We start from the raw sequence: 13,889 nt of genomic DNA, 5'->3' as shown, positions 1-13,889 counted from the left end.
ATCGGGTGCCAACGGGCATGAGGCGCAGTGTAGCGAAAACCGCATTCGCCCATCGGCGAAAAATTCGCTATCATCCGCACCCACCCTCCAGCCGGCCGCCCGATGTCTACGATCACCGATACCTTTATCGCCCCGCCATGCCATGACCAGATAGAGATCCTCTATCAGGACGATCATCTGGCGCTGATCAATAAGCCGGCCGGGCTGCTCAGCCTCTCGGGCAAGAATCCGCAGAATCTCGATTCGGTACACCACCGGCTGGAACAGAGGTTCCCCGGCTGCGCCCTGGCGCACCGCCTGGATTTCGGCACGTCCGGTTTGATGGTGGTAGCCCGCAACAAGGCCGTCAACGCCGCGCTCTGTCGGCAGTTCAGCGAACGCACCGTCGGCAAAGTGTACAGCGCGCTGCTCTGCGGCCATCTGGCGGATAACGAAGGGGTAATAGACGCGGCGATCGCCAAAGATCCGGCGTTGTTCCCGCTGATGTCGATTTGCGCCCTCCACGGCAAGCCCGCCCGCTCCCGCTATCGGGTCGTCGAACGTTTTTATCGTGAAATGGAAGGCGGGATCTCGCTGCCGCTGACGCGGGTGCAGCTCACCCCGGAGACCGGACGCACCCACCAGCTGCGTATTCACAGCCGGCAATTGGGCCATCCTATTTTAGGTTGCGATCTGTATGGCGGGCGCCTGCTGCCGGGTACCGAACAGACACCGCGGCTGATGCTGCACGCCAGCGAGCTGGACTTTGTGCACCCCATCAGCGGAGAGCGGATAGCCGCTCGTCACGCAGCGCCGTTCTGAACGCGGCTTACCACATCAAATCGTCGGGCACTTTAAAGTCGGCATACGGATCGTCTTCATCCTGTTCTTCCTGACTCAGCGCGCTGTGCAGCACTATGCTGGCCGCATCGCGCTGCGCGATTTTATCGGCGACGCTCGCGGGGATAATCGCGTATTCACACTCTTCCCGGTTCTCGACCACCAAGCGGGCAATGGCGAGGCGGCCATTGATCAGCTGCGTCTGCGTCGCCTTATCCACCAGGATTTTTTTGATCAGGTTGCCGTCGGTGAAGTTGAAACCGATATCGCCTTTCGCCAGGACGATGCGGTTCATCTCGATCAGCTGCTTCACCTGCGCCTTGTACTCTTTGGACAACGCGGCCTGCTTTTGCTGCTCGCTCAGCTGCTTATCGCGCTCAAGCTGCGCCTTTTTATTCTCTTCCACCGCTTCTCTGGCCTCGCGGGCCTGAACGCGTGATTTTTTAGCCGTTCTCTGGACTTTGGCCATTTTCTTGCTGGTTACCAAGCCCGCTTTGAGCATCTGCTCTTGTAAGGTGAGTTTTGTCATGTTCGTGTCTGAAGCCGTGGGATCATGGAGGGATTATACCCGTAATTTTTCAGGCTGCACCAGGTGGCCGGCCCAACCCACCGGCGGTTTGCGCCGCAGGGCAACGGCGATAAACCGCCCCGAACGCCAGAACATGAATACCGCTCATGTGGTAATGAAATTAAGTCTCTTTCACTCCCACCGGGACTCTGGCAAAAATAGACCTCATTAACGACAGACAATATGAAATCGGCTGAATGAAAAAAGAGAAAAACAACCCATTGAAATAAATGGATAAATCCAGCCTTCATATCATATAACAGGATGCTATAAGACGATGAATAGAGACTTTACCTTTACGATTAAGAGCAGTTCTTTCGATGAAGATTATAACCCTTCTGAAAGTACGCGTATCACCACCAACTTCGCCAATTTGGCCAGAGGGGAAAATCGCCGGGAGAACCTGCGCAATACGCTGGTGATGATTAACAATCGCTTCAATACGTTGGCGCATTGGGATAACCCCAAGGCCGATCGCTATTCGGTCGAGCTTGAAATCATCTCGGTTGAGATGCGCATTGAAGATCAGGGCGCCAGCTTCCCGGTGATCGAAATCCTGAAAACCAACATCCTTGATAAAAAAACGCAAAAGCGTATCGAGGGCATCGTTGGGAACAATTTCTCCTCTTACGTGCGCGACTACGACTTTAGCGTCTTGCTACCGGCGCACAATAAAAACACGGCGGAATTTACCATTCCGGATGATTTCGGCGATTTGCACGGCAATATCTTTAAGCACTTCGTCAATTCAAACGAATACCATGAAAATTTCAGCAAACCGCCGGTGATTTGCCTCAGCGTGTCCAGCAAAGACACCTACCATCGGACAGGCAATCAACACCCGGTGTTGGGCGACGAGTATCGGCAAGACGGCGCTTCGCTGACCGACCGGTATTTTAAAAAAATGGGCCTGCAGGTGCGCTATTTCATGCCGAAAAATAGCGTCGCGCCCCTGGCGTTTTATTTCCCCGGGGATTTGCTGAGCGATTACACCGATCTGGAACTGATCGGCACCATCAGCACGATGGAGACCTTCCAGAAAATTTATCGGCCTGAAATTTACAATGCCAACTCGGCGGCGGGGCAATGCTATCAGCCCAGCCTGAATAACCAGGATCATTCATTAACCAAGATTGTTTACGATCGCGAAGAGCGTAGCCAGTTGGCGATTGAGCAGGGGAAATTTACGGAAGAGCAATTTATCAAACCCTACAAACCTCTTCTTGAGCAATGGTCTGCTCACTACGCGCTTTGATTCACTCAAATACAGGTCATCTATCATGAAAATATTGCTCCCTACGTCGACCGCCGGCAGCTTGCCCAAACCTGTCTGGCTGGCCCAACCGGAAACCCTGTGGTCGCCCTGGAAATTGCAGAATGAAGAATTAATCGAAGGGAAACAGGACGCCTTGCGTTTGTCGCTGGCAGAGCAACAACAGGCCGGCATCGATATCGTCAGCGATGGCGAGCAAACGCGCCAGCACTTCGTCACGACGTTTATCGAGCACCTCAGCGGCGTCGATTTCGAGAAACGCGAAGTGGTTAAAATCCGCAATCGCTACGAAGCGAGCGTGCCAACCGTTGTGGGGGCGGTCTCGCGCCAAAAACCCGTTTTCGTTGAAGACGCCAAATTTTTACGCCAGCTGACCAAGCAGCCGATTAAATGGGCCCTGCCGGGGCCGATGACCATGATCGACACGCTTTATGACAACCACTATAAAAGCCGCGAGAAATTGGCCTGGGAGTTCGCCAAGATCCTCAATCAGGAAGCCAAAGAGCTTGAGGCCGCCGGCGTCGACATTATTCAGTTTGATGAGCCCGCATTTAATGTGTTCTTTGACGAGGTGAATGACTGGGGCATCGCCGCCCTGGAAAGAGCCGTTGAAGGGCTTAAGTGTGAAACGGCCGTACATATCTGCTATGGATACGGCATTAAGGCCAATACCGACTGGAAAAAGACGCTGGGCTCTGAGTGGCGGCAATATGAAGAGGCGTTTCCCAAGCTGCAAACGTCGACTATCGATATTATCTCGTTGGAGTGCCATAACTCGCACGTGCCGATGGATCTGCTTGAACTGATTCGCGGTAAGAAAGTGATGGTCGGCGCCATCGACGTAGCGAATCATGCCGTTGAGACGCCGGAGGAAGTAGCCGCTACGCTGCGCAAAGCGCTGCAATTTGTCGATGCCGACAAGCTCTATCCGTCGACCAACTGCGGCATGGCTCCCCTGCCCCGTCAGGTCGCCAGCGGCAAGCTGAATGCCTTAAGCGCAGGCGCCGAAATCGTGCGCCGAGAACTGTTGGCCAAATAACCGCGCCAGCGCCCGCCGCAGTAGCCTCCTGCGGCGGGCGATTATCATCGACTCCCCCTCCCCGCAACGCCCCCGCTCTGGTGTATACTCGGATTTCTACGCGATGCCAGCCAAAGCGGCCTGAACGGCCCCTCAGCCAGCCCACACCAGCTTAATAACAGTGGAACCCTCATGAGCCCAGATACCGCTCGCATCAGCGAAATTATCGATCGCGCCAAGATCTCGCCTTATCAAATCCTCATCCTCGCCCTGTGTTTCCTGATCGCCCTGCTGGACGGCTTCGATACCGCCATCATCGGCTATATCGCCCCGGCGCTGCGCGAAGAGTGGGGCCTGCAGCCAGCGCAGCTCTCCCCCGCCTTCGGTGCGGGATTGTTCGGCCTGCTGATCGGCAGCCTGCTGTTCGGGCCGATCGCCGACGCCATCGGCCGCAAACGCGTGCTGCTCGTCGCGGTGTTGGTGTTTGGCGGCTGCACCCTGGCTTCGGCCTATGCGCATTCGATCGAATCCCTGACCCTGTTGCGCTTCATCACCGGCATTGGCCTCGGGGGCGCGATACCGACCTGCATCACCCTCAGCTCTGAGTACTCACCGGCGCGCCGGCGCATGCTGATGGTCACCCTGAGCTGGAGCGGCTTTACCGCCGGTCTGGCCTTGGGCGGCCTGCTGGCCGGGCAGATCATTCCTGCATTTGGCTGGCGCGGCCTGCTGGTGGTCGGCGGCATTGCGCCATTGGCGCTGCTGCCGCTGTTGGCCTGGCAGATGCCCGAATCAGTACGCTTTATGGCCGCCAGCGCCAAACATGCCGATCGGCTGCGCCGGGTGGTCGAGCGCATCACCGGCCAGCGTTGGGCCGGTGTGACGATTGTCGATGACGAGCGTCCGGCGCAGGTCAAATCGCCGATCTCGCATCTGTTTATCGAAGGGCGCGCCGTGCGCACCCTGCTGCTGTGGGCGGCGTTCTTCTGTTCGCTGTTCGTGTTCTACCTGCTCACCAGTTGGTTGCCGACGATACTCAAAGACGCCGGTTTCGATATCGCCCACGCCTCGCGCATCGGAGCCATGGTGCCGCTCGGCGGCACTCTGGGCGCCATCCTCATGGCGCTGCTGATGGATCGGGTCGGGCCCTACCGCGTATTGGCCGTCTCCTACCTGGGCGCCGCGCTGGTGATCGGCGCGACCGGGTATCTGATGGGCGACGTCTACACGCTGGCCGCCATTGTGTTCCTTATCGGCTTCGGCGTGGCCGGCGCGCAGAACGGCCTGAATCTGGTTTCCGCCACCCTTTACCCGACCGCAGCCCGCGTCACCGGCGTCAGTTGGGCCATGGCCAATGGCCGCTTCGGCTCGATCGTCGGCTCGATGCTCGGCGCCTGGATGATGACCGCCGCCGGATCGCCAGAAGTGTTCTTCCTCTGGCTGGCGTTGCCGGCGCTGCTGGGCGCAGCCGCCATCTTCCTGCTTTATCGCCTCAGCCTGCGCCGCCGCGCGCCGCTGACCGAACCGGCGGCCGGCATCTGAACTCGCGGAAATAAAAGGCCGAGACGCCATCGGTAGCGTCTCGGCCCGCAATAAAAAAGGGGGCCAAGGCCCCCTTCTGTGTTATTCCGCCTTGGCGGAAGCGTCTTCGGTGCGATACAGGTGCACGTCCATCTGCGGGAACGGAATGCCGATGTTGTGGGCATCCAGCGCGCGCTTGAAGTTTTCCATCAGATCGAAGTACACGTTCCAGTATTCCGCGTTAGTGGTCCAGGAACGGGTCACGAAGTTCAGGGAAGATGGCGCCATCTCGTTCAGACGCACGGTCACGCCTTTAGCGTGCATGATGCGTTTGTCGGCGGCGATCACGTCGCCCAACACCTTTTTCACCACGTCGATATCGGCGTTGTAGGCCACGCCTACCACGATATCCACGCGGCGGTTCGGTTCGCGGGAGTAGTTGATGATGTTGCCGGCGATGATTTTACCGTTCGGCACCACGATGGTTTTGTTGTCTGCGGTGCGCAGGGTGGTGGAGAAAATCTGCACCTGATCGACGGTGCCGGCCACGCCGCCCAGATCGACATACTCACCCACGCGCAGCGGGCGGAAGATCACCAGCAGCACGCCGGCGGCGAAGTTGGACAGCGAGCCTTGCAGCGCCAGACCGACGGCCAAACCGGCGGCACCCAGCACGGCGATCACCGAGGTGGTCTGCACGCCGACGCGCCCCAGCACCGCGATGAAGGTGAACGCCAGCACGCCGTAACGTACGATCGCCGACAGGAAGTCAGCTACCGTGGCGTCGATGCCGCGCAGTTTCATCACGCGGTTCAGCGCATTGCCGACCACGCGGGCCACGATCGAACCGATGATCAGGATAACGATGGCGGCGACGATATTCACCGCGTACTGGATCAACAGATCCTGGTTCTTCACCAACCAGTCGCCGGCACCGTTGATGCCGTCTACTACATTCAAATCTTTCATTCGTGTCGTCCTAACTCAGTCCCTAACGGGAGAAACTCGCAAAAATACACTGGCTTCGGCAGCCAGTAGGAAACCACCGCCTAAGGGTAACCAACATTAAAGGCTCATGCCAACCGTCAGCGTTAAAAATAGCCGAAACCGCCCGCCGCTTCTTCTATGCTGAAAACAGCGCGTTGGCCATTTCACGACAAGAGATCCGTTCTTCATGCACATTCGCTCTTCGCTCAAACACTATTGGCAAGTGCGGCCCAGGCTGCTGTTTTCCGTCGGCGCCGGGCTGTTGTGCTTTCTGTTGCTGCCCGCCCAACTCTCGTTGCTGCAGCGCCTGATGATCGGCTGGAATACGCTGGCCTGGCTCTATCTGCTGTTTCTCTGGCGGCTGATGCTGGTCAGCACGCCGCAGCACATTCGCCAGATCGCCCGGCGACAGGATGAAAGCGCCAGCACGGTGTTGGCGCTGGTCAGTTTCGGTTGTCTGGTGAGCATTCTGGCGATCCTGTTCGAATTGAGCAGCGCCAAACAGGCCAGCGACTCGCTGAAAACGCTACATCTGGCGTTAACCGGCGCAACGCTGGCAGTCTCCTGGCTGCTGCTGCCGACCGCCTTCACCATGCACTATGCCCATCAGTTTTATCGTCAGGGCGCACAGCGGGATCCTTTGCCGCTGCTGTTCCCCGGCAATCTCACCGAGCCGACCTATCTGGACTTCGCCTACTTCTCCTTCACCATCGCGGTCGCGTCGCAAACCGCCGACGTGGCGGTCGGCGCCGCGGAGGTGCGTAAAATCGCGCTCGTGCAGTCGGTTATTTCGTTCGTGTTCAACATGCTGATCCTGGGCCTGTCGATCAACGTCGGCGCCGGCCTGCTGGGCTGAAAACAAAAAAGGCTCCCCGCAGGGAGCCTTTTGCATCGTGCAACAGGTGCCGAAGATTACAGAACGTCTACCGCGTTCAGATCTTTGAAAGCCTGCTCCAGACGCGTCACCATGCTGGTCTGCGCTGCGCGCAGCCATACGCGTGGATCGTAGTATTTCTTGTTCGGCTGATCGGCGCCTTTCGGGTTGCCCAGCTGGCCCTGCAGGTAAGCTTCGTTCGCTTTGTAGTACTGCAGGATGCCGTCCCAGGTCGCCCATTGGGTATCGGTATCGATGTTCATCTTGATCACGCCGTAGCTGACGGACTCTTTGATTTCCGCATCGCTGGAACCGGAGCCGCCGTGGAACACGAAGTTCAGGCTGTTATGCGGCAGGTTGAATTTCTCGGAAACGTATTTCTGAGAATCGCGCAGGATGGTCGGAGTCAGCTTAACGTTGCCTGGCTTGTACACGCCGTGCACGTTACCGAAGGAAGCTGCGATGGTGAAGCGCGGGCTGATGGCGTTCAGTTTTTCGTACGCGTAAGCCACGTCTTCCGGCTGGGTGTACAGTGCGGAAGCGTCCATATGGCTGTTGTCCACGCCGTCTTCTTCACCGCCGGTGCAGCCCAGTTCGATTTCCAGCGTCATGCCGATTTTGGCCATGCGCTTCAGGTAGGCGCTGCAGATCTCGATGTTTTCTTCCAGAGACTCTTCAGACAGATCGATCATGTGGGAAGAGAACAGCGGTTTGCCGGTAGCGGCGAAGTGCTTCTCGCCGGCGTCCAGCAGGCCGTCCAGCCATGGCAGCAGTTTCTTCGCGCAGTGGTCGGTGTGCAGGATCACCGGCACGCCGTAGTGTTCAGCCATCTGGTGAACGTGGTGTGCGCCAGAGATGGCGCCCAGAATCGCTGCGCCCTGAGGCACATCGGTCTTCACGCCTTTGCCGGCGATGAACGCGGCGCCGCCGTTGGAGAACTGAACGATGACCGGCGCGCGCACTTTAGCCGCGGCTTCCAGCACTGCGTTGATGGAGTCGGTACCCACGCAGTTTACCGCTGGCAGCGCAAAGTTGTTCTCTTTAGCAACTGCGAAGACTTTCTGAACGTCATCACCCGTGATGACACCCGGTTTTACGAAATCAAAAATTTTAGACATGTTACTTTGTCCTGTTTCGTCGGCCGTAGATGGATGTAAATCGATGTTTTCACGCCGCGCAGCGTTAGCCGCGCGGTATAAAACAAACGGGCGGCTTTCGCCTCCCGTTGTCTGAATTACTGCTTAGCGCGCTCTTCCAGCATCACGACTGCAGGCAGCGGTTTCCCTTCAACGAATTCCAGGAATGCGCCACCGCCGGTGGAGATGTAGGAAATTTTGTCAGCGATACCGAACAGATCGATGGCTGCCAGAGTGTCGCCGCCGCCAGCGATAGAGAAAGCGTCGCTATCGGCGATCGCGCGGGCGACAATTTCGGTGCCCTTACGGAAGTTAGGGAACTCGAATACGCCAACCGGGCCATTCCACAGAATGGTCTTGGCGTTCTTCAGGATAACGGCCAGACGCTCGGCAGAGACGTCGCCCATATCCAGAATTTGCTCGTTGTCCTGGATCTCGTTGGCCTGCTTCACGGTCGCGGTTGCGGTTTCGGAGAACTCGGTCGCTACGCGCACGTCGGTCGGCACCGGAATGTCGCAGGTTTCCAGCAGTTTCTGCGCGTTCGGGATCAGGTCAGGTTCGTACAGGGACTGGCCCACGTTGTTGCCCTGCGCCGCCACGAAGGTGTTGGCGATGCCGCCGCCAACGATCAGCTGATCGGCGATTTTGGACAGGGAATCCAGCACGGTCAGTTTGGTGGACACTTTAGAACCGCCCACGATGGCGACCATCGGACGGGCCGGGTTGCCCAGCGCTTTGCCCAGCGCTTCCAGTTCGGCGGACAGCAGCGGGCCGGCACAGGCGACAGGCGCGAACTTGCCCACGCCGTGGGTGGAAGCCTGCGCGCGGTGCGCGGTGCCGAATGCATCCATCACGTACACGTCGCACAGCGCCGCGTATTTCTTGGACAGGGTTTCGTCGTCTTTCTTCTCGCCCTTGTTGAAGCGGACGTTTTCCAGCACCACCAGTTCGCCTTCGGCGACGTCGACGCCATCCAGATAATCCTTCGCCAGACGCACTGGGGATTTCAGGTGGTCTTTCAGGTAGTTGACCACAGGCAGCAGGGAGAATTCTTCGTTGTACTCGCCTTCGGTAGGACGACCCAGGTGGGAGGTTACCATCACGCGGGCGCCTTGCTTCAGCGCAGCTTCGATAGTCGGCAGGGAAGCGCGGATACGCGCGTCGGAAGTCACTTTACCGTCTTTTACCGGCACGTTCAGATCGGAGCGGATCAGTACGCGTTTACCCGCCAGATCCAGATCGGTCATCTTAATTACAGACATGGTGAACCCTCTTTATTGAATCTCTATAAAATTGCCTGAGCAGCGCGCCAATCACGCCGGCGCCGCCGTACTAGAAACCGCTGGCGGCCATTGCCCGTGTTGTATCCAACATCCGATTGGCAAAGCCCCATTCATTGTCGCACCAGACCAAGGTCTTTATCAGGTGCTGCCCGCTGACCCGAGTCTGCGTACCGTCGACGATAGCGCTGTGCGGGTCATGGTTAAAATCGATCGAGACCAATGGTAATTCCGTGTAGTCAACTATACCACGAAATGATTCCCGTGCGGCCTTTTGCAACAGCTGGTTGACCTCCGCCACCTTCACCGCGGCGCTCACGCTGACGCTGAGATCGATAGCCGTCACGTTGATGGTCGGCACGCGCACCGAGATCGCCTCGAAGCGATCGCAAAACTGCGGGAAGATACGGGTGATGCCCGCAGCCAGCTTGGTATCGACCGGAATGATCGACTGGCTCGCCGCGCGGGTGCGCCGCAAATCCGCGTGATACGCGTCGATCACCGGCTGATCGTTCATCGCCGAGTGAATGGTGGTCACGGTGCCGGATTCGATGCTGTAGGCGTCATCCAGCAGCTTGATCACCGGAATAATGCAGTTGGTGGTGCACGAGGCGTTGGACACGATGCGGTGTTCCGCCAGCAGCGTCTGATGATTGACGCCGAACACGATGGTGGCGTCCAGATCGTTGCCGCCCGGATGGGCGAACAGCACTTTCTTCGCCCCCGCCGCCAGATGGGCTTCGCCATCCGCCCGGCTGCCGTACACGCCGCTGCAGTCCAACACCACGTCGACGCCCAGCTCGCCCCAGGGCAACTGCTCCACCGCCGGCTGATGCAACAGGCGAATCGCGTCGTCTCCGACGCTCAGCGTGTCACACTCTTGCCGCACATCCCAGGCGAAGCGGCCGTGGCTGGAATCGTACTTCAGCAGATGGGCCATGCCTTCGGCGTTCGCCAGCTCGTTGATCGCCACCACGGAGATTTCCGCTCGTCGTCCCGATTCGTACAGTGCGCGCAATACGCTGCGGCCGATGCGGCCAAAGCCGTTTATCGCTATGCGGATGGTCATGCTGCTCCTGAAAAAGGGCCGTCCACGCCGGGTGACTCACCGGCGCCACCCGGCGCTGACTGGTTGTCTCACTAACCCGCATAGAGTAGTGGATCGCACCGCCCGCTGTGAATCGCCGAGTTTGCATTATTCCCGCGCTTCAGCGGCTTTTCGCCGCCTTCACATCGGCATTTCTGTCGAAGAGTGCTTCAACTGAAACGCTTCAGCTGAGCATAAACCAAAGTTTTGGCAAAAGAAACAGGTGCAACAGTTCCTCAGGTAACGGAGGGGAGTTTTACGAGCATAAGATGATCTGGCGCACATTTTTGGCCTTAAGGCCGCGGTGGATTTTCGCTCGCCGGCCCCGTTTCGCCGTAGTGCTCGCGGAAATAGTCGCGCAAAAATTCGACCGTCACTCGCACTTTCGCCGACGTTGCCAGCCGGGAAACGTACACCGCCCAGATGTTGGCCGGCTGATAATACTCCGGCAGGATGTGCACCAACCTGCCGCTGTCGATGTTCTCTTTCACGTCCCAGGCGGAACGCAGCGCGACGCCCTGCCCGTCCAGGCACCACTGGTGCACGATTTCGCCGTGGTTCGACGCCAGCGCCCCTGTCACCTTCACCGTCTCTTCGCCGCCCGGCCCCTGCAGCCGCCACAGCCCGAACGGGTGATCGCGTTCCTTGATCACCAAACAAGTGCGGCCCGCCAGCTCAGCCGGATTTTTCGGCACACCGTGGCGCTGCAGGTATGCCGGCGAAGCGCACAGGATGCGCTGATTGTCCGCCAGCTTGCGCGCAATCAAATTGGGGGCGATATCGTCGCCGATGCGGATATCCAGATCGAATCCTTCGCTGACCAGATCCACCAGCCGATCGGACACGTCGAGCCGCAGCTCCAGCTGCGGGTACTGCCGCGCCAGCGCCGACAGCGCCGGCGCCACGAAACGCCGGCCGAAGCCGAAGCTGCTGACCACGCGCAGCATGCCCTGCGGCGCCTGACGCACCTCGGACAACTCGTCCATCATCTGATCGACATCGTTGAGAATGCGCTGCGCCCATTCGTAGATGCGTTCACCGTCTTCGGTGATCGCCACCCGCCGCGTGGTGCGGTGCAGCAATGACACGTCCAGCGCCTTTTCCAGCAACGCAATGCGCTTGCTGATAAAGGCCGGCGAAACGCCCAGCTCTTCGGCGGCGGCGGCGAACCCGGCGCGGCGCGCCACCAGCACGAACACCCGCAGGTCACTCAGGATCGGCATATTGTTCATGATTCGTGTTTTATGTTTCACCGTTTTCGCGATTGATTAACAGTTAGTCAATTATAGGATAGCAGTGTTGTCAATCTCCCCTACCTACAAATGAGACCTCTGTATGAGCAAAACTTACAAGATTGCCGCCATCCCCGGAGACGGTATCGGGCGGGAAGTGTTGCCGGAAGGCATACGAGTATTGCAGGCGGCGGCAGCGCGCTGGGATCTGTCGCTGGAATTCGACACCTTCGAGTGGGCCAGCTGCGACTACTACCAGCACCACGGCCAGATGATGCCGGACGATTGGTTTGAACAGCTCAAGGGCTTCGACGCCATCTATTTCGGCGCCGTCGGCTGGCCGGATACGGTGCCCGATCACATTTCGCTGTGGGGTTCACTGCTGAAATTTCGCCGCGACTTCGAGCAGTACGTCAACCTGCGCCCGGTACGGCTGTTTCCCGGCGTGCCCTGCCCGCTGGCGAACAAACAGCCGGGCGATATCGATTTCTACGTGGTGCGCGAAAATACCGAAGGAGAGTACTCCTCGCTCGGCGGACGGATGTTCGAAGGCACCGATCGCGAGATGGTGATCCAGGAATCGGTCTTCACCCGTCAGGGCGTGGACCGCATCCTGAAGTACGCCTTCGAGCTGGCGCAGCAGCGCCCGCGCAAGCGCCTGACTGCAGCCACCAAGTCCAACGGCATGGCCATCAGCATGCCGTACTGGGATGAGCGCGTGGCGGAGATGGCGCGCCAATACCCTGATATCGCCTGGGACAAACAGCACATCGATATTCTGTGCGCGCGCTTCGTGCTGAACCCCGAACGCTTCGACGTGGTGGTGGCCTCCAACCTGTTCGGCGATATTTTGTCGGATCTCGGCCCGGCCTGCACCGGCACCATCGGCATCGCGCCGTCGGCCAACCTGAACCCGGAGCGCAACTTCCCGTCGCTGTTCGAGCCGGTACACGGCTCGGCGCCGGACATTTTCGGCAAAAACATCGCCAACCCGATCGCCATGATCTGGAGCGGCGCGATGATGCTGGACTTCCTCGGCGACGGCGATGCTCGCTACCGCCAGGCGCACGACGGCATCCTGCAGGCGATTGAGCGCATTATCGCCGACGGGCCGCGCACGCCGGATATGCGGGGCGGCGCCTCCACCCAGCAAGTCGGCCAGGCGATCGCCGCCCTGCTGCAACGCTAAACGCCGTTGATTTTCCTGCGCAGGGCGCCCTTTCGCGCCCTGCTTTGCCACGTCCGTTTTTCCGCTTCGATCGCCGCCGCAAATCCACTGAAAATCCCCCCAGAAAGCACGCCAATACCCCGGTCAAGATCACAACAAATTGTTTACATACTGTGTTTTATCCTTTTACAGATGCCCCAATTGTGGCCCTCCTGTAATTTGTGCACACTCAAAAATGTTAATGAAGAGTAAACATTTCCGGCGGCGTTCCGCCGGGGCGCTTGCTCCTCGCGGTGTAACAAAACAAAGGGTTCAAACCAACAGGGCCCGGGCGCACCCTACGCTTCGCGCACCGGCCCACCACCGATAACAGGAGTTCACTCCCATGCAGAGCAATCCTAAAAAGGATGTCACGCTCATCGCCATCAGCCTGTGCAGTATTGCGCTGATCGCCATTTGCCTGATGCTCTTTCCGGCCCAATCCGCGCTTATCGCCAACACCATTTTCAACGGCGTCACCCGGCTGTTCGGTTCAACCATTCAAATCCTGGTGCTGATCGCCCTGCTGGTGGTGCTGTATCTGGCGTTGAGCAAATACGGCAACATCCGCCTCGGCGAAGGCAAACCGCAATACTCCACGCTAGCCTGGCTGTTCATGTTCATCTGCGCCGGCCTGGGCTCGTCCACCCTGTACTGGGGGGTGATGGAATGGGCGTATTATTACCAGACGCCGGGGCTGAACATCGCGCCGCGCACCCCGAAGGCGCTGGAATACAGCATCAGCTACTCCTTCTTCCACTGGGGCCTGAGCGCCTGGGCGACCTACGCCCTCGCCTCGCTGATCATGGCCTACCACTTCCACGTGCGTAAGAACAAAGGGCTCAGCCTGTCGGGGATAATTTCCGCCATCACCGGCGTGCGCGCCA

General features: G+C 58.7%; 13 protein-coding genes. 7 read left to right on the top strand and 6 right to left on the bottom strand.

The window, feature by feature from the left end; all coding sequences use genetic code 11:
• Positions 1-102: 102 nt before the first annotated feature.
• A complete protein-coding gene (locus ADK28_RS25680) occupies positions 103-801 on the top strand; it encodes an RluA family pseudouridine synthase (protein WP_048797021.1) in 699 nt (232 codons plus the stop codon).
• A gap of 7 nt (positions 802-808) precedes the next feature.
• Here ADK28_RS25680 and ADK28_RS25675 read toward each other — a convergent pair whose 3' ends face one another.
• Positions 809-1,348, bottom strand: a complete 540-nt coding sequence (locus ADK28_RS25675; RefSeq protein ID WP_025160208.1) for a DUF2058 domain-containing protein — start codon at positions 1,346-1,348, stop codon at positions 809-811.
• Between the two features lie 316 nt (positions 1,349-1,664).
• Between ADK28_RS25675 and ADK28_RS25670 the strand changes: the two genes are divergently transcribed.
• From ADK28_RS25670 to ADK28_RS25660, 3 genes are all read left to right on the top strand, one after another.
• Complete coding sequence (locus ADK28_RS25670; RefSeq protein ID WP_016930027.1) at positions 1,665-2,642, top strand: DUF1852 domain-containing protein; 978 nt, start codon at positions 1,665-1,667, stop codon at positions 2,640-2,642.
• A gap of 25 nt (positions 2,643-2,667) precedes the next feature.
• A complete protein-coding gene (locus ADK28_RS25665) occupies positions 2,668-3,699 on the top strand; it encodes a methionine synthase (RefSeq protein ID WP_028127699.1) in 1,032 nt (343 codons plus the stop codon).
• Positions 3,700-3,870: 171 nt separating this feature from the next.
• Complete coding sequence (locus ADK28_RS25660) at positions 3,871-5,220, top strand: MFS transporter (RefSeq protein WP_033639435.1); 1,350 nt, start codon at positions 3,871-3,873, stop codon at positions 5,218-5,220.
• Positions 5,221-5,301: 81 nt separating this feature from the next.
• Here ADK28_RS25660 and mscS read toward each other — a convergent pair whose 3' ends face one another.
• Positions 5,302-6,168 carry a small-conductance mechanosensitive channel MscS gene (gene mscS / locus ADK28_RS25655; RefSeq protein WP_015378992.1) on the bottom strand — a complete coding sequence of 289 codons (867 nt, stop codon included), beginning with the start codon at positions 6,166-6,168 and terminating at the stop codon, positions 5,302-5,304.
• A 205-nt stretch (positions 6,169-6,373) separates the two neighbouring features.
• Between mscS and ADK28_RS25650 the strand changes: the two genes are divergently transcribed.
• Positions 6,374-7,042: a DUF1345 domain-containing protein gene (locus ADK28_RS25650; RefSeq protein ID WP_016930030.1), complete on the top strand. Its 669-nt coding sequence runs from the start codon at positions 6,374-6,376 to the stop codon at positions 7,040-7,042.
• 56 nt (positions 7,043-7,098) lie between these two features.
• Here the strand turns inward: ADK28_RS25650 and fbaA are convergent, their stop codons facing one another.
• The 4 genes from fbaA to ADK28_RS25630 form a co-directional block, all read right to left on the bottom strand.
• Positions 7,099-8,178: a class II fructose-bisphosphate aldolase gene (fbaA, locus tag ADK28_RS25645; protein WP_004931586.1), complete on the bottom strand. Its 1,080-nt coding sequence runs from the start codon at positions 8,176-8,178 to the stop codon at positions 7,099-7,101.
• Positions 8,179-8,294: 116 nt separating this feature from the next.
• Positions 8,295-9,458, bottom strand: coding sequence for a phosphoglycerate kinase (gene pgk / locus ADK28_RS25640; RefSeq protein WP_025160206.1), 1,164 nt, complete (start codon positions 9,456-9,458; stop codon positions 8,295-8,297).
• 70 nt (positions 9,459-9,528) lie between these two features.
• Positions 9,529-10,545, bottom strand: coding sequence for an erythrose-4-phosphate dehydrogenase (gene epd / locus ADK28_RS25635; RefSeq protein ID WP_004931582.1), 1,017 nt, complete (start codon positions 10,543-10,545; stop codon positions 9,529-9,531).
• Between the two features lie 311 nt (positions 10,546-10,856).
• Positions 10,857-11,816 carry a LysR substrate-binding domain-containing protein gene (locus ADK28_RS25630; protein ID WP_272491432.1) on the bottom strand — a complete coding sequence of 320 codons (960 nt, stop codon included), beginning with the start codon at positions 11,814-11,816 and terminating at the stop codon, positions 10,857-10,859.
• Between the two features lie 82 nt (positions 11,817-11,898).
• Here ADK28_RS25630 and ADK28_RS25625 point away from each other — a divergent pair, with 82 nt between their 5' ends.
• Positions 11,899-12,984, top strand: coding sequence for a tartrate dehydrogenase (locus ADK28_RS25625; protein WP_048797020.1), 1,086 nt, complete (start codon positions 11,899-11,901; stop codon positions 12,982-12,984).
• 364 nt (positions 12,985-13,348) lie between these two features.
• The coding region (locus ADK28_RS25620) for a BCCT family transporter (RefSeq protein ID WP_048797019.1) at positions 13,349-13,889 on the top strand (541 nt) is incomplete at its 3' end.

Origin of the sequence: Serratia sp. 506_PEND (assembly GCF_001076875.1) — a bacterium.
Lineage (GTDB): Bacteria > Pseudomonadota > Gammaproteobacteria > Enterobacterales > Enterobacteriaceae > Serratia > Serratia marcescens.
This window is presented reverse-complemented; position numbering and strand designations above follow the sequence as displayed.

Bases quoted from the DNA above. Each gene is read 5' to 3' on its own strand.
- epd (WP_004931582.1), bottom strand. From the start codon at position 10,545: ATGACCATCCGCATAGCGATAAACGGCTTTGGCCGCATCGGCCGCAGC.
- ADK28_RS25670 (WP_016930027.1), top strand. From the start codon at position 1,665: ATGAATAGAGACTTTACCTTTACGATTAAGAGCAGTTCTTTCGATGAA.
- ADK28_RS25675 (WP_025160208.1), bottom strand. From the start codon at position 1,348: ATGACAAAACTCACCTTACAAGAGCAGATGCTCAAAGCGGGCTTGGTA.
- ADK28_RS25680 (WP_048797021.1), top strand. From the start codon at position 103: ATGTCTACGATCACCGATACCTTTATCGCCCCGCCATGCCATGACCAG.
- pgk (WP_025160206.1), bottom strand. From the start codon at position 9,458: ATGTCTGTAATTAAGATGACCGATCTGGATCTGGCGGGTAAACGCGTA.
- ADK28_RS25625 (WP_048797020.1), top strand. From the start codon at position 11,899: ATGAGCAAAACTTACAAGATTGCCGCCATCCCCGGAGACGGTATCGGG.
- fbaA (WP_004931586.1), bottom strand. From the start codon at position 8,178: ATGTCTAAAATTTTTGATTTCGTAAAACCGGGTGTCATCACGGGTGAT.
- mscS (WP_015378992.1), bottom strand. From the start codon at position 6,168: ATGAAAGATTTGAATGTAGTAGACGGCATCAACGGTGCCGGCGACTGG.
- ADK28_RS25660 (WP_033639435.1), top strand. From the start codon at position 3,871: ATGAGCCCAGATACCGCTCGCATCAGCGAAATTATCGATCGCGCCAAG.
- ADK28_RS25665 (WP_028127699.1), top strand. From the start codon at position 2,668: ATGAAAATATTGCTCCCTACGTCGACCGCCGGCAGCTTGCCCAAACCT.
- ADK28_RS25650 (WP_016930030.1), top strand. From the start codon at position 6,374: ATGCACATTCGCTCTTCGCTCAAACACTATTGGCAAGTGCGGCCCAGG.